The following is a 25132-nucleotide window of genomic DNA, read 5'->3' as shown; positions in this document are numbered from 1 at the left end:
AAATATGAAACAACCCCAATGCGTGATGAGCATATTGGGGTTGTTTTTAAGTGGAATTGAATATTGAACATTCGACAGTTAATATTGCGAATAAGAGTTGAGATGTTGCGAGTAACTGCTCCAATGTTGCGCATACTCCTCTAAATATTACGAGTAGAAGATTCTATCTGAAGTAATCATTTTTCTATTCGACACAATCTCTATCTATTTTATAACGTATAATATATCTAGGTGATAATTCTATGTACAAATTTATTATTTTTATTCATATTATAAGTGCAATTCTATCGATTGGTCCTTTTATTGTATTATTTCCCGTATTAAAAAGAATGATAGGGAAAAGTGGAGAAGTACTTGATTCTCTCATAGAAATTTTTCAAGCAGCAATTCGAATTGTGAAGCATGCGGGGCATGTTTTAGTTGTGTCAGGTATGCTGCTTATGTGGCAAGGAAACTGGCCATGGACCACCTCTTGGGTAATCATGACGATTGTTGTCATGTTCAGCTCGATCGTATTTCTTGCAAGAGCGTTTAAGCCGAAGTTACGTCAGTTCTATGCAGGAAGAATAGATTCGACTGTTCTCATTCAAAAGTTGCGTTTTTCTGTATGGCAGTATATTTTCATTTTGTTAATTATGCTCTGGTTGATGGTTGCAAAACCAAATATTTGGTAGTGGACTCTTTCTCGAATTTGAGAGAGGGTCTTTTTTATTTATTCGTGGTATTTGAATGGTTGAATTTGCGATACGTGGTTATGGTTTGCGATTTACAAGGAGGTTCTTGCGATTCATAGAAGCTATCTTGCGATTTGCAGAGACTACCTTGCGATTCGCAGCCATAATTTTGCTGTTTGCAGAAAGGATTTAATCTCAACTTCTTCTCACTATTTCTCCTCCATATGCTTCATCTTGTCTATTTATTCTAATTTATTTTAACAAAATGTTCACAAAATTTTTTCGGCATACAAAATGCGATATATCGCAGATGTAAGCGATTACATGATTTATGAATATTCAAACTAACTGATTATTTTAAAAAAGAGTATTGACTAGGCATTTTAAAGGCGATATGATACTAACAATATATAAAAGATTGTGAGAAAATTCACAATCTAAAAATAAAGAAATTGCAAATAGGAAAGATAAATAAGCAGTATGTATAGGGGAGATTGAAATTGAGAAGTGACATGATTAAAAAAGGTGTTGATCGAGCTCCTCATCGTAGTTTACTTTATGCTACTGGAGTGAAGACGAAAGATTTAGACAAACCGTTTATTGGTGTTTGTAACTCCTATATCGATATTATTCCTGGTCATATGCATTTAAATAAATTTGCAGAAGTCGTGAAAGAGGCAATACGCGAAGCTGGAGGAATTCCATTTGAGTTCAACACAATTGGTGTAGATGACGGAATTGCAATGGGACATATTGGGATGAGGTATTCACTTCCAAGTCGTGAATTGATTGCTGACTCTGCTGAAACGGTTATTAACGCACACTGGTTTGATGGGGTGTTTTACATTCCAAACTGTGACAAAATCACACCAGGAATGTTGATGGCGGCGGTAAGAACGAATGTCCCTTCTGTATTTGTTTCAGGTGGGCCGATGGAAGCTGGTACATCAGCTGATGGAAAACAACTTTCCTTAACTTCTGTTTTCGAAGGTGTCGGTTCTTATAAATCAGGAGCTATGTCAGCAGAACAACTTCTCGATATTGAACAAAATGCATGTCCAACATGTGGATCTTGTTCAGGGATGTTCACAGCAAACTCGATGAACTCATTAATGGAAATGCTCGGGGTGACTTTACCGGGTAACGGTACAATCGTTGCAACTTCTGATGAACGTCATCGACTTATTAAAGAAGCAGCAAAGCATCTAGTACGAATGATTAAAGAAGATGTAAAGCCAAGAGATTTGATTACAAAAGAAACGATTGATGATGCATTTGCACTTGATATGGCAATGGGTGGCTCAACTAATACAGTTCTCCATACATTGGCAATTGCGCATGAAGCAGAAATTGAATACGACGTGAAAGAAATAAATGAAGTTGCAAAGCGTATTCCTTATTTATCCAAAATAATGCCGGCTTCTGATTACTCCATGCACGATGTACATCTTGCAGGAGGAGTTAGTGCCATTATAAAAGAACTTTGTGAGATTCCAGGAGCAGTTCACCCGGATCGTATGACGATTACTGGTAAAACACTCTATGAAAATGTGAAAGAATCAGAGATTACAAATGAACAAGTCATACGCCGAAAAGAAAATCCATATAGTCCAGTAGGCGGTTTGTCCGTCCTTTTCGGAAATATTGCTCCAGAAGGTGGAGTCATTAAAGTAGGTGCTGTAGATCCTTCTATCAAAGAATTTACAGGCAAAGCAATTGTGTTTGACTCACAAGAAGCGTCCCAAGAAGCCATTGATAACGGAACTGTGCAAGAAGGTCATGTAGTAGTCATTCGCTATGAAGGCCCAAAAGGTGGACCAGGGATGCCAGAAATGCTTGCTCCAACTTCTGCGATACAAGGTCGCGGATTAGGAACGAAAGTGGCACTCATTACAGACGGTCGTTTCTCAGGAGCATCCCGAGGAATTTCAATCGGACATATTTCTCCAGAAGCTGCGGATGGTGGACCAATTGCTTTAGTTGAGAACGGTGATATTATCGCTATTGATTTAACAAATAGAACAATTGAATTGAAAGTTAGCGAAGAAGAATTAGCTACAAGAAAAGAAAACTTACAACCATTTGAACCAAAAATTAAAAAAGGCTATTTAGCAAGGTATTCAAAGCTTGTAACATCTGCAAGCACAGGTGGAGTAATGAAAATTTAATAATCCAAATCATTGATGAGGCAAAAGTTAGAGGAAACTTGTATTTACAGAGAGCTGGTATAGCTGGGAACCGGCAATACAACCTTTAACGACATCCCCTCGGAGTGAAGTGTTGAACGGGAAACCTTTTAGATACTTCCGGGTGTAGTAATAGCTACTCTCGTTATAAATGGATGGCCGGCATTTGCTGGTTGTCTGCGAGGTAGCGGTTGCGCTACGAACTAGGGTGGTACCATGAAAAGAATTTCATCCCTATACAAAAGAACGATGGATTCTTTGTGTGGGGAGAAATTCTTTTCTTTTTTTTCTAAAGCGGAAGTCTAGATGTAGAAAGCAAATTTTGTAATACTGGACGATTTGAATAAAAAGGAGGAAATGATGATGAAGTTTACCGTTGAAGAAACAGTTGAGATGTATGAAGAGCCTGAAACAGCAGAAGCTCCTAAACAATTGAATGGGGCAGATGTTTTTATTGAAACATTGAAACAGCATCAAGTGGAAGTAGTTTTTGGGTATCCGGGTGGTGCTGTGTTACCGATTTACGATGCACTCCATAAAAACCCAATTAGACATATCTTAGCGCGTCATGAACAAGGAGCAATCCACGCGGCTGAAGGGTATGCACGTGTTTCAGGGAAGGTAGGGGTCGTTATTGCGACGTCTGGTCCAGGGGCTACGAATGTTGTAACTGGAATTGCGGATGCGATGATGGATTCAATTCCACTTGTTGTATTCACAGGGCAAGTTGCAACTACCGTTATAGGAACAGACGCATTCCAGGAAGCGGATATTATCGGAATTACACAACCAATTACAAAACATAATTACCAAGTAAAAGATGTTGCTGATTTTCCTAGAATTATTAACGAAGCTTTTCATATTGCTTCCACAGGTCGTCCAGGACCAGTCGTCGTAGATATTCCAAAAAACATGGCAACAAGTATTTTTGTCTCACCGGAAGAGGAAACGAGTGAAGTAAATCTTCCTGGATATCAACCGACGACAACACCTAATTTTTTACAAATTCAAAAAGCAGCGAAAGCTATTTCTAGAGCGAACCAACCGCTTATTCTTGCCGGTGCAGGGGTATTGTTTGCGAAAGCATCCGATCAGCTAGCGGAATTTGCAGAGAAATATCAAATTCCTATAACAAATACTCTTTTAGGGCTTGGTAGCATTGAAGGGAATCACCCACTATTTTTAGGGATGGCGGGGATGCATGGCACGTACACAGCAAATATGGCGATTCAAACTTGTGATTTACTGATCAATGTTGGAGCACGCTTTGATGACCGTTTAACTGGTAACTTAGCTCACTTTGCACCGAATGCAAAAGTGATTCACATTGACATTGACCCTGCTGAAATTGGTAAGAACGTTCATACTGAAATTCCGATTGTAGCAGATGCGAAAGAAGCATTAACTGCACTACTTGAACAAAATGCTCCAAATGGGAATACAGCTGCATGGTTAGAAAGCTTGCATGTCAATCAAGGACAGTTTCCTCTATTCTATGAAGCTAGTGAAGAAAGAGGCTTACTTCCACAGCAAGTATTAGAACTGGTGCACGAATATACAAATGGAGATGCAGTTGTTACGACTGACGTAGGGCAGCACCAAATGTGGACAGCACAATATTATAAGTTCAATAAGCCGCATAACTGGGTAACTTCTGGTGGGCTAGGCACGATGGGATTTGGTTTCCCCGCAGCTATTGGAGCACAGATTGCTAAACCAAATGCAAAAGTAGTGTCAATTGTTGGGGATGCAGGTTTCCAAATGACACTTCAGGAATTGTCTTTGCTGCAGGAGATGCGCATTCCAGTTAAGGTAATTATTTTAAACAATCAAGCACTTGGAATGGTTCGTCAGTGGCAAGAAACTTTCCATGAAGAGCGTTTCTCGCAATCGCTCATGCCGATTCAACCAGATTTTGTGAAACTAGCTGAAGCCTATGATATTAAAGGATACAAAATCGAAACATATGAAGATGCAAAGATACAATTAAAAGAAGCACTTGATTCAGATGAACCGGTATTAATTGATTGTAGAGTCGTGCAAAAAGAAAAAGTCTTCCCAATGGTTGCTCCAGGTAATGGACTACATGAAATGATTGGAGTGAAGCCAGAATGAAACGGATTATAACGGTAACCGTGTTAAACCAAAGCGGAGTATTAAACCGAGTAACTGGCCTACTCATGAAGCGTCAGTTCAATATTGAAAGCATAACAGTAGGGCATACAGAACAACCGCAAATTTCAAAAATGACGTTTGTCGTAAATGTGCAAGATGAACAAAAGCTTGAACAATTATTAAAACAGCTTCAAAAACAAGTAGATGTGTTGAAAGTGAATGACATTTCAGAGAAATCAATTGTTGTTCGGGAGTTGGCGCTCGTGAAAGTCGTGTCGCCACCAGCTGTGAGAGCGGAGATCAATAGTATTGTCGAACCGTTCCGAGCTGCTACCATCGACACTGGAAAAAATGTCGTGACATTCCAGGTGACAGGTCATCCTGAAAAGATAGATGCATTTATTGATTTGCTCAAGCCTTATGGCATTAAAGAGCTAACTAGAACTGGCGTTACCGCATTTGTTCGTGAAACACAGAAATTAAATACACCACAGTTATCTATTTTGCAATAATGACTTTGGAATATTTTATTGCTGGTTTTAGAAACTTATTTGATTGTAGTGGAATGCGTCCGCATGGAACGGAAATCAGCAGTAGTTATGACTGAGTCAAAAAAATATAAACCAAATTCGAGGAGGAAATTACAATGGCTAAAATGTATTATAACGGAGATATCAACGAAGGACTTTTAAAGGATAAAACAATTGCAATCATCGGTTACGGATCACAAGGTCATGCACATGCACAAAACTTGAAGGATTCAGGCTTTAATGTAGTAGTAGGTATTCGTGCAGGGAAATCTTTCGATCAAGCAAAAGAAGATGGATTGGAAGTTTATTCAGTAAAAGAAGCGGCAGAAAAAGCAGAAGTTATCATGATTTTATTACCGGATGAAAGACAAAAAGCAGTATATGAAGCAGAAATTCAATCCGCTTTAACTGCAGGAAAATCTTTAGTATTTGCACATGGTTTCAATATACATTTTGGTCAAATTGTACCTCCAACAGATGTGGATGTATTCTTAGTAGCACCAAAAGGTCCTGGACATTTAGTACGTAGAACATTTGAGGCGGGTGCAGGGGTACCAGGTTTATTCGCAGTATATCAAGACGCTTCTGGCCAAGCAAAAGACGTAGCTTTAGCATACGCAAAAGGTATCGGAGCAGCTCGTGCAGGTGTTCTTGAAACAACTTTCAAAGAAGAAACAGAAACAGATCTTTTCGGAGAACAGGCAGTACTTTGTGGTAGTACAACTGCAATCGTTAAAGCTGGTTTCGAAACTTTAGTTGAAGCTGGATACCAACCAGAGCTTGCATATTTCGAAACGTTACACGAATTAAAATTAATCGTGGACTTAATGTATGAAGGAGGAATGGCTACAATGCGCTCTTCTATCTCAGATACGGCTGAGTGGGGAGACTTTGTATCAGGTCCACGTATCATCGATTCTTCCGTTAAAGATCGTATGAAAGACGTATTAACGGACATTCAAGATGGTACATTTGCAAGAGAATGGATTAAAGAAAACGAAACAGATCGTCCAAAATATAATGCAATCAAAAAAGCTGAATCTGAACATCAAATCGAGGTGGTAGGAGCAAAACTTCGTGAATTGATGCCATTTATCAATGAAGGGAAAAAACAAGTCAAGAAAGAAGTGGTGACGAGTGCGCAAAATTGATATTTTCGACACAACGCTACGTGATGGAGAACAGTCAGCGGGTATAAACCTAAACACCCAAGAAAAACTAGAAATTGCTCGTCAGCTTGAAAAGTACGGAGTTTCCATTATAGAGGCAGGATTCCCTGCTTCTTCTCCTGGAGACTTTGACGCTGTTAAGCAAATTGCTGGGACAGTGAAAAACTCCATTGTTACAGGATTGGCTCGTTCGATTAAAAGTGATATAGAAACTTCTTGGGAAGCTTTAAGAGGTGGAGTGCAACCGCATCTTCACACATTTATAGCGACTTCCCCAATCCATATGCAATATAAGCTGAACAAAACACCGGAACAAGTAATCGAAATCGCAGTGGAATCGGTGAAACTAGCAAGAAAGTATTTTCCACTTGTCCAGTGGTCAGCAGAAGATGCAACACGTTCCGATCGTGATTTTCTAGTACGTATTATGAATGAAGTAATCAAAGCTGGAGCTACAACGATTAATATTCCAGATACAGTTGGTTATGCATCTCCAATTGAATATGGAGCTCTATTCAGATACTTAAGTGAAAATGTAACGGGTATTGAAAAAGTGAAGCTATCTGCGCACTGTCATGATGATTTAGGGTTAGCAACAGCTAATACACTTGCAGCAATTGAAAATGGTGCAACACAAGTAGAAGGAACGATTAATGGAATTGGTGAACGTGCTGGAAACGTAGCATTAGAAGAAATTGCAGTTGCATTACATATTCGAAAAGATTATTACCAAACAGAATCAGGCATTGTGTTAAAAGAAACGAAACGCACAAGTCAGCTGGTGAGCAAGTTAACAGGAGTTGTCATTCAACCAAACAAAGCAGTTGTTGGGAAAAATGCATTCGCACATGAATCTGGTATTCACCAAGATGGTATGTTGAAAAATCCTGAAACGTATGAAATTATTACACCTGATTTAATAGGTGATGTAGCGACAGAACTAGTTCTTGGAAAACATTCTGGTCGTCATGCATTCTTTGATCGTGCAGAACAAATGGGCTTTCATTTAAATGAAGAAAAATTAAATGCAGCATTTGTAGCTTTTAAAAAGCTAGCAGATCGTAAGAAAGAGATTACCGAGGAAGATTTATTTGTTTTATTAACGGATCAACAAGTAAAAACTTCTGAAGTGGATGTGTATGAATTAGAAAGCGTACAAGTTCAATATGGAACTTCCAATATTCCTACTGCGACAGTCCAAGCTAAAACACCAACAGGTCAAGTGGAAGTTGTCTCTTCTACAGGTGCTGGTTCAGTAGAAGCTATTTTCAATACACTTGAAAAGCTTGTGAACGGGAAAGTTCATATTATTGATTATCGTGTATCTTCTGTATCTAAAGGAAGAGACGCACTTGGCGAAGCGGTTATTAATTTAAGTTTTAATAATGTTATTTCCACGGGACGCAATGCTTCACAAGACGTACTAGAAGCATCTGCTAAAGCGTATTTGAACGCGATTAATCGTCAGTTAGTCAAAGAGCATTATCAACAAAAAATAGCAGTAACACAATAAATCACGGGAGTGAGTGGGATGGAAAAAACGATAACGGTATTACCGGGAGATGGAATCGGTCCAGAAGTAACGGAAGCAGCAGTCAAGGTACTTCAAGCAATTGAAAAACACTATAACCATACATTTCATCTGCACTATGCACTGATTGGTGGAGCAGCAATTGATGCTTGTGAAGATCCACTTCCAGCAGAAACAATTAGCAAATGTAGTCAAAGTGATGCCATCCTTTTAGGTGCAGTTGGTGGGCCAAAATGGGATCAAAATCCATCTCATTTACGCCCGGAAAAAGGATTATTAGCAATTCGTAAACATTTTGGGCTTTATGCGAATATTCGTCCAGTCAAAGCTATTCCCGCATTACTAGATGCTTCTCCTCTTAAAAGGGAAGTAGCGGAAAATGTTGATTTGGTAATTGTTCGTGAACTTACAGGAGGTTTATACTTCAGCGAGCCACGTAAGAAAACAAAGGACAGTGCGTTAGACACACTTGTTTACACAAGAAAAGAAATTGAGCGAATTGTGGATACTGCCTTCCAAATTGCAAGAAGTCGTAGAGGAAAACTTGCTTCTGTTGATAAAGCAAATGTTTTAGACACAAGTAAATTATGGCGAGAAATTGTAGAAGAGAAAAAACAAGGTTATCCAGATGTTGAAGTGGAACATATGTTAGTCGATTCCACTGCGATGAAATTAATTACAAAACCAGCTGATTTCGATGTCGTCGTAACGGAAAATATGTTTGGCGATATTTTAAGTGATGAGGCATCTGTTATTACGGGATCACTGGGAATGTTGCCATCCGCAAGTACACGGGAAGATGGCTTTGGTTTATACGAACCAGTCCATGGATCTGCACCGGATATTGCAGGACAGGACAAAGCAAATCCAGCAGCAACTATTCTTTCCGTAGCTATGATGCTTCGTGAAGCTTTCCAACTAGAGACGGAAGCTTCTGCAGTGGAAGAAGCGGTATTCAATGTATTAAACGACGGCCATATGACAGGTGATTTACAAGTTAAAGGAAAACGTGCACTTTCCACAACAGAATGGACGGCAAAAGTATTAGAAGAGTTAGACTCGGAATTTGTATCAGATAGCATTATGTTTTCTTATGTCTAACCAAAGGGAGAGGAACTTAATGGCAAAAACGATTATTGAGAAAATTTGGGATGAACATATTGTATACGAGGAAGAAGGTAAACCAGACCTTCTCTATATCGATTTACATTTGCTCCATGAAGTAACATCTCCACAGGCTTTTGAAGGGTTACGACTAAATAATCGGAAGGTTCGTCGGCCAGATCTTTGTTTTGCAACTATGGATCACAACGTACCAACTCGAAATAGAGAACAGATTAAAGATGTAATTGCCCGTAAACAAATCAGTACACTTCAAGAAAACTGTGAAGAATTCGGTGTTCCTCTTGCGAATATGGATCATCCCGATCAAGGGATTGTCCATATTATCGGACCAGAGTTAGGACTTACACAACCTGGAAAAACGATTGTTTGTGGTGATAGTCACACATCTACTCATGGTGCGTTTGGAGCAATCGCTTTTGGTATAGGAACAAGCGAAGTGGAACATGTGCTTTCTACTCAAACTTTATGGCAATCTAAACCAAAAACGATGGAAATCAAAGTAACAGGTGAACTTGGTTATGGAGTAACAGCAAAAGATATCATTTTAGCTATTATAGCGAAATTTGGCATTGATATGGGTACTGGTTATATCGTTGAATATACTGGTGAAGCAATTCGTCGTTTAACAATGGAAGAACGTATGACTATTTGTAATATGTCAATCGAGGCAGGAGCCCGCGCTGGTTTGATTAGCCCGGACGGGACGACGATTGAATTCCTAAGAGGACGTGAGAATGTTCCAACTGGGGACGCGTTTGAAAAAGAGGCAGCTCGTTGGTTAGCTTTAGCTACCGATGAAGGAGCAACTTACGATAAAATAGTTGAGATTTCCGCTGATGAAATCGAGCCTTTTGTTACTTGGGGTACTAACCCTTCGATGGGATCTGGCGTTTCAAATAATATTCCATATGCAAACGATTTTTCAGAAACAAGCGATAAACAAGCACATGAAAAAGCACTTGCTTATATGGGGCTTGAAGAAGGAATGCCTTTAACAGATATCCAGATTAGTAATGTATTTATTGGTTCATGTACAAATGCCCGCTTAAGTGACTTACGTGCCGCGGCAAAAGTAGTTGAAGGTCGCAAAGTTAACCAAAATGTAACAGCGATTGTTGTACCAGGTTCACAAACTGTTAAAAAACAAGCTGAACAAGAAGGCATTGACAAAGTATTCCTTAATGCAGGATTTGAATGGCGTGAATCCGGATGCAGTATGTGCCTAGCGATGAATGACGATATTGTTCCAGCTGGTGAACATTGCGCATCTACATCAAACCGTAACTTTGAAGGTCGTCAAGGTGCTGGATCCAGAACACATCTAATGAGCCCAGCAATGGCAGCAGCTGCTGCAATTGAAGGTCATATCGTTGACGTTCGAAAATTTCAACTAGCAAATGTGTAAGGAGGAAAGTCCGTGGAGCCAATTAATGAAATAAAAAGTGTCATTACACCTTTGAATCAAAAAAATGTCGATACCGACCAAATTATCTCAAAAGAATTTCTAAAGAGAATTGAACGCACAGGATTCGGTAAATACTTATTTTATCACTGGCGTTTTGATGCTGAAGGAAATCCAAATAAAGATTTTGTATTAAATGATGAACGCTATAAAGATTCTACTATATTAGTATCGCATGATAATTTTGGTTGTGGATCTTCACGTGAACATGCCCCATGGTCAATATTAGATTATGGATTTCGAGTAGTAATTGCTCCAAGTTTCGCAGATATTTTCTATAATAACTGCATGAAAAATGGAATTCTTCCTATTAAATTGTCGGTCGTACAAGTAGAAGCGATTTTAAGTAAAAAAGAGTATGTCGTGAATGTCAATTTAGAGGAACAAAAAGTAACTGGAGAAGATGGAGTCATTTATACATTTGACATCGATCCTTACCAAAAGAAGATGCTTCTAAATGGATGGGATGAAATTTCATTGACATTCCAATATGAGAATCATATTAAAGCTTACGAATTAAGAAATGCGTAATGTACTTGGAGTTTAGAAGATATTTATTTGATGAAAAAAAGAATTAGGAGATGGTTTTGTTGGGAATTCATATGACACTGTAGGTTTATATCGAGCATCAGAAAAAGTAGCGGAGTTCGTTCATCGTACACCGTGTAAAAAGTCATCTACATTGAATGAAATCACTGGTATGCAAGTATTTCTGAAAATGGAAAACTTACAAAAGACGGGTTCATTTAAAATTAGAGGTGCAATGAATAAAGTATCACAGCTAACCGATGTAGATTGTAAGCGAGGTTTAATAGCCGCTTCCGCAGGCAATCATGCACAAGGAGTTGCTTATGCTGGAAGAGTGCGCAATGTACCAGTCACCATTTTCATGCCAATCGGAACACCAGTTTCGAAAGTAAATGCAACAAAAGGCTACGGCGCAACTGTTAAACTCGTGGGTCAAAACTTTGATGAAACATATGTAGCAGCAAGAGAAGAACAACTCCGAACAGGTGCGAGCTTTATTCATCCTTTTGATGACCTAGATGTAATTGAAGGTCAGGCGACTGTTGCATTAGAAATGCTTCAGCAACGTCCAGAGATTGATACGATTATCGTACCAGCTGGTGGAGGTGGCTTACTCGCAGGTACACTACTTGCAGTAAAATCCATTCGACCTGATATCCGAGTAATTGGAGTTCAGTCGATAAACGCTTCCGCCATTGCAATTGCATGTAAAGGAATTGCTGATGGGCTAATTCCATTTCAAGGAAAAACAATTGCAGAAGGGATAAACGTGAAAATCCCTGGTAAGCTGACCATGAACATTATTCATTCCCTCGTGGACGACATGATAACAGTGACCGAGCAAGAAATAGCATCAGCCATTCTCTTTATGCTCGAACGAGAAAAAACACTTATCGAAGGTGCAGGGGCCGCAGCAGTAGCAGCAGTGTTGAATCACCACATTCCATCTACCGCCAAAACCGTAGGCATCATCGTAAGCGGAGGAAACTTCGATGTCAGCAAACTCGCTGATTGCCAGCAAATGTCCATCCAAGTACCATTAGCAAAATAAACGTTGTGAAAACCACTAGTCAAAGGAGACTGGTGGTTTTTTCACGTGAGTCGAGAGTGAAATTTAACTCATTTGTAATAAATGTTGCGAATAAGGGAGAAAATATTGTGAATAAAAGTGGAGATGTTGCAAGTAGCGTACGAAACATTGCGAATCCAGCGGATAAAGTTGCGACTATTCTTTATCTTGCGATTCGGGACTTCAATCTTGCGATTTGATGTGACTATTTTGCGATTCTGAGAATAGACCTTGCGATTCATAGCACTCATTTTGCGATTTCACTGTTGGATCTTGTGATTCATAAAAAATATGACAAATTAGAGATTGAATATTGTGAGTATAGATTAAAATGTTGCGCATAACATACAAAACATTGCGGGTACGACTGATAATATTGCGAGTAACGTACGAAACATTGCGAATCCAGCGTATAAAGTTGCGACTATTATTTATCTTGCGATCCGGGACTTTGATCTTGCGATTTGATGTGACTATTTTGCTATTCTGAGAATAGACCTTGCGATTCGCAGCATGCATTTTGTGATTTCACTGATTGATCTTGCGATTCACAAAAAATATGACAAATAAGAGCTTTAAATGTTTAAATACGTGGTGAATAATGTATGAAAGTCTGAATTTGCGATAATATCTAATCTTACATCCTTGACTTTATTAGGTAACTAAAATATAATAACTTACTATAAGTAACTAATAATAATGGAGGAATAAAAAATGAAATATCAAAATAAACCATATACATTCGTAGAACTAGTTGAATTAAAAGTAACGGATTTAGAACGATCACTTATCTACTACCAAGAAATTATTGGATTTAAAGTGCTAAAAAAAATGGACAATAAAGTTCTGTTAACTGCGGATGGAAAAACTGCACTTCTATCTATCGAGCAACCAGCAAATATTATGCCAAAACAACAACAAACTACAGGCTTATACCACTTTGCATTGTTGTTACCAAGTCGAGCAGATTTAGGAGCAATATTAAAGCATTTCATAGAAATTAATGAGCGCATTGGAGCGGGAGACCATTTAGTAAGTGAAGCATTATATTTAAATGATCCAGATGGTAATGGTATTGAAATTTATAGTGATCGCCCTGACTCGGATTGGACATGGAATGGGGAGTACGTTGAAATGGCTACTCTTCAAATTGATGCCCAAAGTATTTTATCAGAAGGTGCAAATACAAAATGGGTTGGTTTACCTGAAGGAACTGTAATGGGACATATTCATCTACAAGTTGCGGATTTATCAAAAACGGAGACATTTTATAAATCATTAGGATTTGATGTTGTGACGCCAAATTATCCAGGTGCTTTGTTCATGGCAACCGGTAAATATCATCACCATATTGGCTTGAATACTTGGGCTGGTGTTGGAGCACCACCAGCTGCAGATAACGTTATAGGTCTTGAGGCATTTACATTAGTATTTCCAAGTGAAGAAGTACTAAATAAAGCTATATCAAACTTGCAGACAAACGGAGCAACTGTCATAGAAGAAAGCGGAGTTTACATCACCAAAGATCCATCACAAAATAAAATCAAACTAATTGTAAAATAACCAAAAGAGAGCGACTTCAGATTCATGAAGTCGCTCTCTTTTAAGCTAATAAAACCCCAGTTAATGGCATAACGAGACTAATTCGCTTGAAGCCAGTCCAAGACCAATACATCTGTTCTCGAGACCAATTCACTCTCACCCAAGACCACAGTTCCCCATTTAATCAAAATAGACCAAAAATATAAAATTTCCGGTCTCCTCCCTCTATAGAGCCTTCAACATACCGCCATCTACGACTAAGTTTTGTCCGGTCATATATGTATTTGCTTCTGAGCATAAAAATACAATTATATTTGCGAATTCTTCGGGAGCGCCGTATCTTCCGGCTGGTATTACTTGCTTAAATCCTTCTCTAACTTCATCAAGTGTTACGTTATTCTTTTCAGCCGCCATTTGGTCGAGCTCGGTGACACGATCTGTCTGTATTCGACCTGGTCCGACTGTGTTAATTAATATATTTTGACCTGCAAACTCTCTCGCGATACTTTTTGATAGACCAACCATTCCGAGACGGAAGGTATTCGACAAAATGAGACCATCTAACACTTCTTTTGTTGAGGAAGAGGAGATGTTGACGATTCGGCCGAAGTTTTGTTTTTTCATGAATGGAAGGGCTAATCGAATCGTGCGAATGTAACTGAGTAAATTTTTTTCGAATGCCGCATTCCAATCTTCGTCTGTCACTTGTTCGAAGCCACCAGGAGTAGGGCCGCCAGCATTATTTACTAAAATGTCAACGCCGCCAAATTTCTTGGTTGCTGTCTCAAAAAGTTGTTTAATGTCGTTTTCCTTTGTCACATCACATACTGCATAATACACTTCTTGATTGTTACTAACTGTCTTTATTTCATCGGCAGTTTTTTTCAATTCCTCTTCGTTTCGACTTGAAATGAGTATTTTCGCACCTTCTTTTGCAAATTGTAATGCCGTTGCTTTTCCCAGTCCTTTACTCGATGCTAGAACAATGACACGTTTGTTCGTAAGTCCTAAATTCATAGTCAATCTTCCTCCCGTTATGGTTTAGTTTTATCCTACATTGAATTTTCAGATTTGTCTTTATTAATATATTGTAAAGTTATTGTTAAGACTCCGGAAATACGCTATTCACGAAGAAGAAATATGCTATATTTCCACGTAGGAGGTCTTAATATCTATGAAAAAATGGTCTAGTATTCCACTTCGAAAGAAATATTCTATCACTATTTTTAGTTCTTTTTTCTTATTTGGTGTAATGGGAGCTTTGTTAGTTATTCAAGTTATTCATAATCAAAAATTATCAGAAAAACTAGAAACTTCTTTTCGAAATGTCGAAAAAATGGATGTTATGCGTTCGGAAGTAGCGGGTTTGTATATTGCCATTTCACAATATACTGGGGATCCATTACCGGAATTTGAAAAAGATTATGAAGTGAAAAAAGCCAATCTTAAAGATTTAATAGCGACTTCTAGTGAAAGAATTGATAATTTAGATTGGGACGCCTTCACACAATCTTTAAATGGCATGTATGTGACATTCGAAAAAAATTTAAAAGAATCTGTAGAAAAAAAGGAAAATGTAGCAAAGCGAAGACAATTACAAGCAATTAATAAAAAGCAAATTCAACTTACACAAATACTCGATAAAACAAGGCAAGAAGAATCGAACAATCGGGAATTAATCATACAAAAAATGAATAAAAGTCAACAAAATACAATCATAGTAGTCATTACATCCTTCATCTTTGCAGGCTTAATATCACTAGCCTTATTGTTTTTAACGAATAGACAAATAAAAAATCAACTAAGAGAAGTGGCATCCTCTGCAAAGGAAATTGCAACAGGGGACTTACTGATTAAGCCACTTCATGTTTGGACGAAAGACGAAATTGGAGAAGTTTCTAGTGCGATGAACGAGATGCAAAGAAACTTAACAACTATGGTCTTTACGATTAAACAAACTGCAGAAAAATTAAGTATGGATAGCGGCACTTTAAAAGGTCATTCGAAAGAAACAGTTGAGAGCGCGGATGTAGTACACTTTGCAATTAACGAAATCAGTCGCAATATGCTTGAACAGAAAGAATCATCGATTGGGATCAGAGCATTTTTAGAAGAATTTTCTCGTACTTTTCAAGAAGTTACAGAGAATGCTGTGCATTTAAATAATCAGGCAGCAATTGCTGTACAGATAGCTGATGAAAGTGCGGTTGCCATGATGACAGCTGCTAACGAAACGAAGAGACTGCGCACATTATTTAAAGAGGCGGATAAGGAACGTCAATTATTACAAGAAAGAACAGAAGAAATTGCTCGAATGACGGCAATAGTACAAGCTATATCTAAACAAACCAATTTACTTGCTTTAAATGCCGGCATCGAGGCAGCACGTTCAGGTATTCATGGAAAAGGGTTTGCAGTTGTTGCAGAAGAAGTGAAAAAGCTTGCAGATGAAGTATCTACTACTGCAGAAACGATTTATGGAGTTTCTAATTCTATTACGTTACAAGGAAATGTAATGGAAAAAGTATTCGCAGAAGGTTTATCTACATCGAAAAAAAATGCAACAACTTTTCAATTATTACATGAAAAAATGGATGATATTATAAGTTTTATTCATGATTCTAAAAATCAAAATGATCATATGACTAATTCAATTATTACAATTGAACAAGAAAAGAATACCTCTGAAAAGCTTATTTTTGCCTTAACAGAATCCATCGAAGTAAATACCGTTCAAATGGAAGAAACCATGCAGTTACTATTATCAAATGTTCGAACGGTTGAATCTCTTTCTTATCTTATAAATGGAGTAAGCGAGCAAGCAGATATTTTAAAAGCATCCACGTCACGATTTAAAATGTGACATTAGCCCCAGAAGTCATTTGTTTGACTTTTTGGGGCTAATTTCTTTATTAAACTTAGATTTTATAAGGGTTTATACTATTTTTGAATATATTTTCAATGAAAAAGTTAATGAGTTTTGTAACACAATTGTTACACAAATGTAAAATTAAAAAGGAATATTACGTGGTAAGATGATTTTAGTTAATATTTCAGAAAACTTTAGTCCTTTGGAGGATAACCATGAACCTAAGACTTACGTCACGAAAAATCATAACTATATTATTATTTACTATTATTTTAGTCACAGCTCCATTTGGAGGAAATACTGAAGCTTCCACTTTAGTAAGTTCGAATGACTTAGTAGCTACAGCTAAAAATTTAATAGGTACTAAATATCGTAGTGGTGGAACAACAAAAGCTGGTTTTGATTGTTCTGGGTTCGTGAACTATGTGTTTGATGATGTTGGTATTGATCTTCCAAGAACTTCAGCAGGTATGCACAGTACAGGTACTAAAGTAGATAAAGATAACTTGTCAACAGGAGATTTAGTTTTCTTTAATACTTCTGGTAGTGGAATTTCTCATGTAGGTATTTACATAGGAGATGGAAAGTTTATTCATTCTTCTTCTTCTCAAGGAGTTAAAATTGATAAATTAAGTGATCCACATTATTGGTCTAAACATTATGTTGGAGCGAAAAGAGTAGCAGATGTCTCTGTAGCTTCGATTAAATAAATCATATAGATAACTGCTCTATCGTATAATTAGCGATAGAGCTTTTTTATTTTCTAAGTCATTTGAATCGTACAAAGATATTGAAAGTTTAGTTATCCTTCGTCATAATGGAGGAAAGTCAGACTGTAAATTTATTTGTTCTGAAAGGAGGTAAAGAAATGCTCTATAAACGAAACGAATACTTTAGATATACATTCGATGAGCCGTGTGAAGCAACTTTCCGACTAATAAAAGATGCAAGCGAATCCTCTCCGGAAGAAATTTCAAAAAAGGGTAAGTGTACAATAATCGACATAAGTCCACATGGGATGAAAATGTATTCAGAGCTATTTATTTCAATTCAGAAATTAAATCATGTTGAATTACAATTTAAATTAGATGAAACACTTATTTCATTAATCGGTGAATTTGTATGGTCACATCGTAAAATTTCTGGTTATGAGTATGGTGTAAGGTTTATGGATGATGAAAAAGGGGAAAGCTTAATTATCAGTGAACTTAAAAATAGACGCAAAAAAGAAATCGAAAGGAAGAAGTGATTTATACAACAAAGTTCGACAAAAAATAAAAATATTCTTTTAAGAAAGAAGGATATTTTAAAGAGGATGTAGAAATATACTATTAGAGTTATATTAAAGGAGGAGTTTTCATGTTAAACTTTAACATTCGTGGAGAAAATATTGAGGTGACTCCTGCAATTCGAGATCACGTTGAGGGGAAGATAGAAAAAGTTGCCCGTTATTTCAACGAAGAGATCCAAGCTACAGCCAATGTAAATCTAAAAGTGTATAATGACAAACAAACAAAAGTAGAAGTTACAATTCCTATGAAAAATTTAACTTTACGTGCAGAAGAACGGAATGCCGATATGTATGCAGCTGTTGACTTAATCGTTGATAAGTTAGAACGTCAAATACGTAAGTATAAAACAAAAGTAAATCGTAAGTTCCGTGAGCGTGAAGGTGTTAGTGCTTACTTTGCTACAATTGATGCTCCTGATGCTCCGGGAGTTCAATCCGATGAAGATGAATATAATATTGTTCGAACAAAACAATTTGACTTAAAACCAATGGATCAAGAAGAAGCAGTACTACAGATGAATATGTTAGGCCATAATTTCTATATCTTTACAGATGCAGATTCAAACGGCACTCACATAGTATACAAACGAAAAGATGGAAAATACGGTTTAATCGAAACAAACTAATTTGACTGTAAACAATTGTTATCGGTCATGCTATATGTAAAAGTCCCACTCTCCTCCATGCAAGAGGAGAGTTTTTTAGTATAAAAAATAAATTCTTTGGCTAATGAAACAGGATGATTTACTGTGCGGGCGGACGTTGTCTAAAAGGCAAGCATCAAGCAACTTACCTTGCCTGCGGAATAGATAGCATCTATAGGTAAAGAAGGCATAAGCGGACGAAATTGTATCTTCTCCAAACCTTACGTACCTTGTCTCTCCATCCGCCACAAGAATAATAGTGTAGTAGGAAAAGGTGAAGACAAGATGCACACTACTTATAATGATGCAAAACTCAAATGTCGGTTTAATATTTGTTTTATTTTGTTACAAACTCTTTGCAGACAACATGCTGGGAATCTGACATGTTGTTTGCACGCCTTGGTATCCAATGGTAAAATGGAGAGTAAGACTAAATGGGAAGTGAAAAATAGATGCTTGGTGTATTAAATAAAGTATTCGATTTAAATAAACGTGACTTAAAGCGATTAGAAAAAGTTGCTGATAAAGTGGAAGCATTTGCGAGTGAAATGAATTCCAAAACAGATGAAGAATTACGTGCCAAAACAGATGAGTTTCGTACCCGATACGCTAATGGAGAGACATTAGATGAATTATTGCCGGAAGCATTTGCAGTAGTTCGTGAAGGTGCAAAGCGAGTGCTAGGTATGTACCCTTTCCATGTTCAAGTGATGGGGTCTGTAGCGCTACATGAAGGAAATATTGCGGAAATGAAAACAGGGGAAGGTAAAACACTTACCTCTACTATGTCCGTGTATTTGAATGCAATTCCAGGTCTAGGTTCACACGTTGTAACAGTAAATGAATATTTATCAAGCCGTGATGCAACTGAAATGGGACAACTATACGAATTTCTAGGGATGACAGTTGGCTTAAACTTGAATTCCTTATCTAAAGAAGAAAAACGTGAAGCTTATGCTGCAGATATTACGTATTCTACGAATAACGAATTAGGTTTTGATTATCTTCGAGATAATATGGTGTTGTACAAGGAAGATAAAGTACAACGTCCTCTTCACTATGCTGTTATTGATGAAGTTGACTCCATTTTAATCGATGAAGCTAGAACTCCCTTAATTATTTCGGGGCAAGCGAATAAAGCGGCACTTCTTTATAAACAAGCGAATGCTTTCGTTCGCACATTAACAAAAGATGATGATTATACGTATGAAGAATCAACAAAAGGGGTTACATTAACCGATACTGGCGTTGAAAAAGTGGAAAATGCATTTGGAATTGAAAACCTATTTGATTTAACACATGTTCGTTTGAATCATGCAGTCAATCAATCCTTAAAAGCGCATGTGTCTATGCATTTAGATGTGGATTATGTAGTTCAAGATGGAGAAGTTGTAATCGTTGACTCGTTTACTGGACGTCTGATGAAAGGCCGTCGTTATAGCGATGGTTTACATCAAGCAATCGAGGCAAAAGAAGGTTTAGAAATTCAAAATGAATCGATGACAATGGCTACGATTACGTTCCAAAACTTTTTCCGTATGTATGATAAGTTATCAGGTATGACTGGTACTGCGAAAACAGAAGAAGAGGAATTCCGAAATATTTATAACATGAACGTTATTGCGATTCCAACGAACCGACCTATTACAAGGGATGACCGTGCAGATTTAATTTATGCTTCCATGACTGGAAAGTTTGAAGCGGTTGCTGCGGATATTGCTGAAAGACATAAAAATGGTCAGCCTGTTTTGATTGGTACGGTTGCCATAGAAACTTCTGAAATTATTTCTAATTTGTTAACCAAACATGGTATTAAGCATAATGTATTAAATGCGAAAAATCATGAGCATGAGGCGGAAATTATTGCTACAGCCGGTCATACGGGTTCTGTTACAATTGCGACTAATATGGCTGGACGTGGTACTGACATTAAGCTTGGTGAAGGTGTAATTGAGGTTGGCGGACTTGCTGTAATTGGTACGGAGCGTCATGAGTCTAGACGTATCGATAATCAATTACGTGGACGTTCTGGTCGTCAAGGCGATCCTGGTATCACGCAGTTTTATCTTTCTATGGAAGATGAATTAATGCGTCGTTTTGGTTCTGATAATATGCGAAATATGATGACGAAACTAGGCATGGATGATTCCCAACCAATTCAATCGAAAATGGTTTCCCGTGCAGTCGAATCAGCACAAAAACGAGTAGAAGGAAATAACTTTGACTCACGTAAACGTTTGCTACAGTATGATGATGTATTACGTCAACAACGTGAAATTATTTACAAAGAACGAAATGAAGTGCTAGAAACTGAAAATATGCGTACCCTAGTGGAATCAATGATTTTCGGTGCAATCGAACGTTTAGTAGCATCCCATACAAGCTCTGACAATAAAGCAGAGTGGGGTTTAAAAGGTATTGAAGATTATATTCATGCAAATTTATTGCCTGAAGGGTTTATTACGAAGGAAATCTTAGAAGGTCTATCTTCAGAAGAAATCGAAGCAAAAATTAAAGATGAAGTAATTCGCTTTTATGACGCAAAAGAAGAAGATTTAACTTCTGAACGTATGCGTGAATTCGAAAAAGTAGTATTACTTCGCTCTATTGATTCTAAGTGGATTGATCATATCGATGCGATGGATCAGCTTCGCCAAGGGATTCATTTACGTGCATATGGACAAAATGATCCGCTTCGTGAGTATCAAAGTGAAGGTTTTGCAATGTTTGAAGCAATGGTAGAATCCATTCAAGAAGATGTAGCAAAATATGCAATGAAAGCGGAAATTCGTAACAACCTAGAACGTGAAGAAGTAGCAAAAGGCCAAGCAGTAAATCCAAAAGAAGATGGAGAAGCTGTAAAGAAAAAACCGGTTCGCAATGACGCCGCAGTAGGTAGAAATGTCTTATGTCCTTGCGGAAGTGGAAAAAAATATAAAAACTGTCACGGTGCAGTGCAGTAAACGAGAAAGTCGGAGGAACAAATAATATGGTTGAAATAGCAGTAGTACGAAATGAATTGGATCGAACAGCAGGAAAATTAAAAGACTTCAGGGGGTCTCTTTGACTTAGAAAACAAAGAAGTCCGTATACAAGAGCTAGAAGAACTGATGACTTTCCCAGATTTTTGGGATGATTCACAAGGCGCTCAAAAAGTAATTAATGAGTTAAATGGATTAAAGGGAATAGTAGAACAATACAATGACCTTGTTTCCACACAAGAAAATCTAGAAATGACTCTTGAACTCATTAAAGAAGAACCAGACGAGGAATTACAAGAAGAGCTTGGGACCGAATTAAAAGAATTCAGTAGCAAACTATCCGACTTTGAATTGCAATTACTTTTAAGTGAAGAATATGATAAACATAATGCTATCTTAGAATTGCATCCAGGTGCAGGTGGTACAGAGTCACAGGATTGGGGTTCTATATTACTTCGTATGTATCAACGATGGGCAGATAAACATGGCTTCAAGGTGGAGACAATCGACTATTTACCTGGTGATGAAGCAGGTATCAAATCGGTGACACTGTTGATTAAAGGGCATAATGCTTATGGTTACTTAAAAGCGGAGAAAGGTGTACATCGTCTTGTACGAATTTCACCATTTGACTCTTCTGGCCGTCGACATACTTCGTTCGTATCTTGTGAAGTTATGCCAGAATTCACAGACGAAATTGAAATCGACATTAGAACAGAAGATTTAAAAATCGACACATACCGAGCAACTGGTGCTGGTGGTCAGCATATTAATACAACCGATTCAGCTGTTCGTATTACGCATTTACCAACCAATTCGGTTGTTACTTGTCAAACCGAACGTTCACAGATAAAAAACCGTGAGCAAGCTATGAAACTTTTAAAATCAAAATTGTATCAATTGAAAATAGAAGAACAAGAAGCGCAACTTGCAGAGATCCGTGGAGAACAAAAAGAAATTGGATGGGGAAGTCAAATTCGTTCTTACGTTTTCCACCCATACTCTATGGTAAAAGACCATCGTACAAGTGAAGAAAGCGGAAATGTCCACGCAGTTGTCGACGGTGAGTTAGACCAATTTATACACGCATATTTACGTTCACGAATAAATTAATAGAAGAATGGTACCCTAATGTTAAGTAAATAACATTAGGGTATTTTTTTGTTTTCTTTAGGTGCTCATAGATTTGGTAGGTGCTGATACGCTTGCTTTAGGTGCTGATGGACTCTAGTTATGCGCTTATATTTACAGTTTAGGTGCTCATAGATTTGGTAGGTGCTGATACGCTTGCTTTAGGTGCTGATGGACTCTAGTTATGCGCTTATATTTACAGTTTAGGTGCTCATAGATTTGGTAGGTGCTGATACGCTTGCTTTAGGTGCTGATGGACTCCGTTTAGGTGCTTATAGCAACAGTTTAGGTGCTCATAGATTTGGTAGGTGCCGATACGCTTGCTTTAGGTGCTGATGGACTCCGTTTAGGTGCTTATAGCAACAGTTTAGGTGCTCATAGATTTGGTAGGTGCTGATACGCTTGCTTTAGGTGCAGATGGACTCTAGTTATGCGCTTATAGCAACAGTTTAGGTGCTTATAGCAACAATTTAGGTGCTCATAGATTTGGTAGGTGCTGATACGCTTGCTTTAGGTGCTGATGGACTCTATTTATGCGCTTATAGCAACAATTTGGGTGCTCATAGTTTTGGTAGGTGCTGATAAGCTTGCTGCAGGTGTTAATGGACTCCAGTCTACTTTGTCTCTTTATCTCTCCGCTTTACTGAAGTTCACAAACTCCCATTCTGTTGTTATACTAGTTCGGGCATCATATAGAATTAATAAAAGAAAGAGGATAAAACATGACTACAAATCAAAGAATACACAAAGAACTTCCTCCATTGTTGGAGCAAGGAAGAGACTATTTATATATTATTCTGGGAGCTGCAATAATTGCCATTGGTTTTAATGTATTTTTATTACCAAATCAAGTTGCTTCAGGTGGGGTAAGTGGAATTAGTACAATATTAAAGGGTGTTCTTGGATGGGAACCAGGGATTGTTCAATATGCGTTTAATATTCCCTTATTTATAGCGGGTTTATTTTTTTTAGGTGCGAAGTTTGGTATTAAATCATTTGTAGGTACCCTTACATTACCAGCTGTTGTTTTGTTTACTTCAAGTTGGGAGCCTTGGACGACAAATCCACTACTTGGTGCTTTGTTTGGTGGTATTACGGTAGGACTTGGATTAGGTATCGTTTTCCGTGGTGGAGCCTCAACAGGGGGAACTGATTTAGCAGCACAAATTATAGCGAAATATACAGGTTATTCTCTAGGTAAGAGTGTTTTATTAATTGATGGTTTAATTGTACTCAGTGCTGCTATCGTTTTTGATATTGAAAAAGCACTTTATGCTCTGATTGCTTTATTTGTAACGACAAAAACAATTGACATCATCCAATTGGGATTTAGTCAATCAAAAATGATTTATATTATTACGAATAAACAAGAAGAAATAAGGAATGCTATATATAAAGAAATTGATAGAGGGGTGACGAAACTACCAGCAATAGGTGGATATACGGATCAAGAACGACCAATATTAATGGTTGTTGCATATCAAACCGAATTCACAAAGTTGAAACAATTAGTCAAAACGCTGGATCCTTCTGCATTTGTAATAGTTTCAGATGCATATGAAGTTCTTGGGGAAGGTTTTAAAAAGTATTAATATTGGTATAATAATAATGCAAAGCAATTATTGTTGAGGGAGGATTAACATGAACAAGAAACTATTAGCAGTAATTTTTGGAACAGTATTAATGTTAGCTGCATGTGGTGGAGCAAAAACAGATAAAACAGCAAACAATACTACAACAGGTACTACAGGTACTACAACAACTGAAACTGCAGCGGTAGATCCCGAAAAAATTGTAAAAGCAAAATGTACTACTTGTCACGGAGGAAATTTACAAGGTCAAGGAAACGCCCCAAATCTAATGAATGTCGGTTCTCGACTATCAAAAGATGAAATTTTAAATGTACTTGAACATGGTAGAGGCGGTATGCCAGCTGGACTAGTTGCAGGAGCAGATGCAGAGGCTGTAGCTCAGTGGTTATCAGAGAAGAAATAACCTGACTATACTGTTGAAAGATTTTCATTCAACCAATCGAAGGGTAGACGGAGTGCTAATTCGACAAAAAATATTTTTAGTTTTAACTATTTAATTAATTTTATGTTTATGAAATAAAAACAGTTGCTTATTCGATGCAACTGTTTTTTTGTTTATTAAGAAGGAAAATAGATGATTTATGTAGAATATAAGAGTAATTGGGTAATTTGTATGTAATAAAATACTCCTAAGTATTCAAGGCTTCTTGGGTGAATCACCTAATATTACCTACAAATTGAAATGTAATTGTA

At 37.5% G+C, this 25132-nt stretch carries 19 protein-coding genes and 1 pseudogene; 19 read left to right on the top strand and 1 reads right to left on the bottom strand.

The features are described 5' to 3' along the window. Positions 1-242: 242 nt before the first annotated feature. The 11 genes and pseudogenes from ACTSKG_RS07650 to ACTSKG_RS07600 all read left to right on the top strand — a co-directional run bounded on the left by ACTSKG_RS07650 (position 243) and on the right by ACTSKG_RS07600 (position 13952). Positions 243-674 carry a hypothetical protein gene (locus ACTSKG_RS07650; protein ID WP_464757544.1) on the top strand — a complete coding sequence of 144 codons (432 nt, stop codon included), beginning with the start codon at positions 243-245 and terminating at the stop codon, positions 672-674. 500 nt (positions 675-1174) lie between these two features. Next, positions 1175-2842 carry a dihydroxy-acid dehydratase gene (ilvD, locus tag ACTSKG_RS07645; protein WP_464757543.1) on the top strand — a complete coding sequence of 556 codons (1668 nt, stop codon included), beginning with the start codon at positions 1175-1177 and terminating at the stop codon, positions 2840-2842. Positions 2843-3253: 411 nt separating this feature from the next. Next, positions 3254-4975, top strand: a complete 1722-nt coding sequence (gene ilvB, locus ACTSKG_RS07640) for an acetolactate synthase large subunit (protein WP_464757993.1) — start codon at positions 3254-3256, stop codon at positions 4973-4975. Continuing rightward, positions 4972-5487 carry an acetolactate synthase small subunit gene (ilvN, locus tag ACTSKG_RS07635; protein ID WP_464757542.1) on the top strand — a complete coding sequence of 172 codons (516 nt, stop codon included), beginning with the start codon at positions 4972-4974 and terminating at the stop codon, positions 5485-5487. The genes ilvB and ilvN overlap by 4 nt, the downstream gene beginning before the upstream one ends. A gap of 134 nt (positions 5488-5621) precedes the next feature. Further along, entirely contained in the window at positions 5622-6656 is a 1035-nt protein-coding gene (gene ilvC, locus ACTSKG_RS07630) for a ketol-acid reductoisomerase (protein ID WP_464757541.1), read from the top strand. Next, positions 6643-8187, top strand: coding sequence for a 2-isopropylmalate synthase (locus tag ACTSKG_RS07625; RefSeq protein ID WP_464757540.1), 1545 nt, complete (start codon positions 6643-6645; stop codon positions 8185-8187). Before ilvC ends, ACTSKG_RS07625 begins: the two co-directional genes overlap by 14 nt. Before the next feature lie 18 nt (positions 8188-8205). Then, on the top strand, positions 8206-9306 hold the full coding sequence (leuB, locus tag ACTSKG_RS07620; RefSeq protein WP_464757539.1) for a 3-isopropylmalate dehydrogenase: 1101 nt from the start codon (positions 8206-8208) through the stop codon (positions 9304-9306). 19 nt (positions 9307-9325) lie between these two features. Continuing rightward, positions 9326-10735 carry a 3-isopropylmalate dehydratase large subunit gene (leuC, locus tag ACTSKG_RS07615; RefSeq protein WP_464757538.1) on the top strand — a complete coding sequence of 470 codons (1410 nt, stop codon included), beginning with the start codon at positions 9326-9328 and terminating at the stop codon, positions 10733-10735. A 12-nt stretch (positions 10736-10747) separates the two neighbouring features. Then, complete coding sequence (gene leuD / locus ACTSKG_RS07610) at positions 10748-11323, top strand: 3-isopropylmalate dehydratase small subunit (RefSeq protein WP_464757537.1); 576 nt, start codon at positions 10748-10750, stop codon at positions 11321-11323. A 124-nt stretch (positions 11324-11447) separates the two neighbouring features. Next, a pseudogene (locus tag ACTSKG_RS07605) lies at positions 11448-12371 on the top strand (threonine/serine dehydratase); the annotation flags it as partial. A 732-nt stretch (positions 12372-13103) separates the two neighbouring features. Continuing rightward, positions 13104-13952, top strand: coding sequence for a VOC family protein (locus tag ACTSKG_RS07600; protein ID WP_464757536.1), 849 nt, complete (start codon positions 13104-13106; stop codon positions 13950-13952). A gap of 204 nt (positions 13953-14156) precedes the next feature. Here the strand turns inward: ACTSKG_RS07600 and ACTSKG_RS07595 are convergent, their stop codons facing one another. Continuing rightward, a complete protein-coding gene (locus ACTSKG_RS07595; RefSeq protein WP_464757535.1) occupies positions 14157-14948 on the bottom strand; it encodes an SDR family oxidoreductase in 792 nt (263 codons plus the stop codon). A 157-nt stretch (positions 14949-15105) separates the two neighbouring features. Between ACTSKG_RS07595 and ACTSKG_RS07590 the strand changes: the two genes are divergently transcribed. The 8 genes from ACTSKG_RS07590 to cccB all read left to right on the top strand — a co-directional run bounded on the left by ACTSKG_RS07590 (position 15106) and on the right by cccB (position 24842). Further along, positions 15106-16794: a methyl-accepting chemotaxis protein gene (locus ACTSKG_RS07590; protein ID WP_464757534.1), complete on the top strand. Its 1689-nt coding sequence runs from the start codon at positions 15106-15108 to the stop codon at positions 16792-16794. 221 nt (positions 16795-17015) lie between these two features. Beyond that, positions 17016-17510, top strand: a complete 495-nt coding sequence (locus ACTSKG_RS07585) for a C40 family peptidase (RefSeq protein ID WP_464757533.1) — start codon at positions 17016-17018, stop codon at positions 17508-17510. 158 nt (positions 17511-17668) lie between these two features. Further along, positions 17669-18049 (top strand): PilZ domain-containing protein, encoded by a 381-nt coding sequence (locus ACTSKG_RS07580; RefSeq protein WP_464757532.1) that lies wholly within the window; start codon positions 17669-17671, stop codon positions 18047-18049. Between the two features lie 110 nt (positions 18050-18159). After that, positions 18160-18717, top strand: coding sequence for a ribosome hibernation-promoting factor, HPF/YfiA family (hpf, locus tag ACTSKG_RS07575; RefSeq protein WP_464757531.1), 558 nt, complete (start codon positions 18160-18162; stop codon positions 18715-18717). 470 nt (positions 18718-19187) lie between these two features. Next, a complete protein-coding gene (gene secA, locus ACTSKG_RS07570; protein ID WP_464757530.1) occupies positions 19188-21698 on the top strand; it encodes a preprotein translocase subunit SecA in 2511 nt (836 codons plus the stop codon). A 26-nt stretch (positions 21699-21724) separates the two neighbouring features. Beyond that, a protein-coding gene (gene prfB, locus ACTSKG_RS07565; protein WP_464757529.1) for a peptide chain release factor 2 occupies positions 21725-22829 on the top strand; the annotation gives its coding sequence in 2 pieces (ribosomal slippage) (positions 21725-21799 and positions 21801-22829; 1104 coding nt in all). A 740-nt stretch (positions 22830-23569) separates the two neighbouring features. Continuing rightward, on the top strand, positions 23570-24439 hold the full coding sequence (locus ACTSKG_RS07560; protein ID WP_464757528.1) for a YitT family protein: 870 nt from the start codon (positions 23570-23572) through the stop codon (positions 24437-24439). A 49-nt stretch (positions 24440-24488) separates the two neighbouring features. After that, complete coding sequence (gene cccB / locus ACTSKG_RS07555; protein WP_464757527.1) at positions 24489-24842, top strand: cytochrome c551; 354 nt, start codon at positions 24489-24491, stop codon at positions 24840-24842. The last annotated feature ends 290 nt before the right edge of the window (positions 24843-25132 follow it).

This window comes from Psychrobacillus syltrankelensis (genome assembly GCF_055454035.1).
This window is presented reverse-complemented; position numbering and strand designations above follow the sequence as displayed.

Excerpts from the sequence above, each read along its gene's own strand:
- ACTSKG_RS07650 (WP_464757544.1), top strand. The coding sequence starts at position 243 with ATGTACAAATTTATTATTTTTATTCATATTATAAGTGCAATTCTATCG.
- ilvB (WP_464757993.1), top strand. The coding sequence starts at position 3,254 with ATGTATGAAGAGCCTGAAACAGCAGAAGCTCCTAAACAATTGAATGGG.
- ilvN (WP_464757542.1), top strand. The coding sequence starts at position 4,972 with ATGAAACGGATTATAACGGTAACCGTGTTAAACCAAAGCGGAGTATTA.
- ilvC (WP_464757541.1), top strand. The coding sequence starts at position 5,622 with ATGGCTAAAATGTATTATAACGGAGATATCAACGAAGGACTTTTAAAG.
- leuB (WP_464757539.1), top strand. The coding sequence starts at position 8,206 with ATGGAAAAAACGATAACGGTATTACCGGGAGATGGAATCGGTCCAGAA.
- leuC (WP_464757538.1), top strand. The coding sequence starts at position 9,326 with ATGGCAAAAACGATTATTGAGAAAATTTGGGATGAACATATTGTATAC.
- ACTSKG_RS07600 (WP_464757536.1), top strand. The coding sequence starts at position 13,104 with ATGAAATATCAAAATAAACCATATACATTCGTAGAACTAGTTGAATTA.
- ACTSKG_RS07595 (WP_464757535.1), bottom strand. The coding sequence starts at position 14,948 with ATGAATTTAGGACTTACGAACAAACGTGTCATTGTTCTAGCATCGAGT.
- ACTSKG_RS07590 (WP_464757534.1), top strand. The coding sequence starts at position 15,106 with ATGAAAAAATGGTCTAGTATTCCACTTCGAAAGAAATATTCTATCACT.
- ACTSKG_RS07585 (WP_464757533.1), top strand. The coding sequence starts at position 17,016 with ATGAACCTAAGACTTACGTCACGAAAAATCATAACTATATTATTATTT.
- ACTSKG_RS07580 (WP_464757532.1), top strand. The coding sequence starts at position 17,669 with ATGCTCTATAAACGAAACGAATACTTTAGATATACATTCGATGAGCCG.
- hpf (WP_464757531.1), top strand. The coding sequence starts at position 18,160 with ATGTTAAACTTTAACATTCGTGGAGAAAATATTGAGGTGACTCCTGCA.
- secA (WP_464757530.1), top strand. The coding sequence starts at position 19,188 with ATGCTTGGTGTATTAAATAAAGTATTCGATTTAAATAAACGTGACTTA.
- ACTSKG_RS07560 (WP_464757528.1), top strand. The coding sequence starts at position 23,570 with ATGACTACAAATCAAAGAATACACAAAGAACTTCCTCCATTGTTGGAG.
- cccB (WP_464757527.1), top strand. The coding sequence starts at position 24,489 with ATGAACAAGAAACTATTAGCAGTAATTTTTGGAACAGTATTAATGTTA.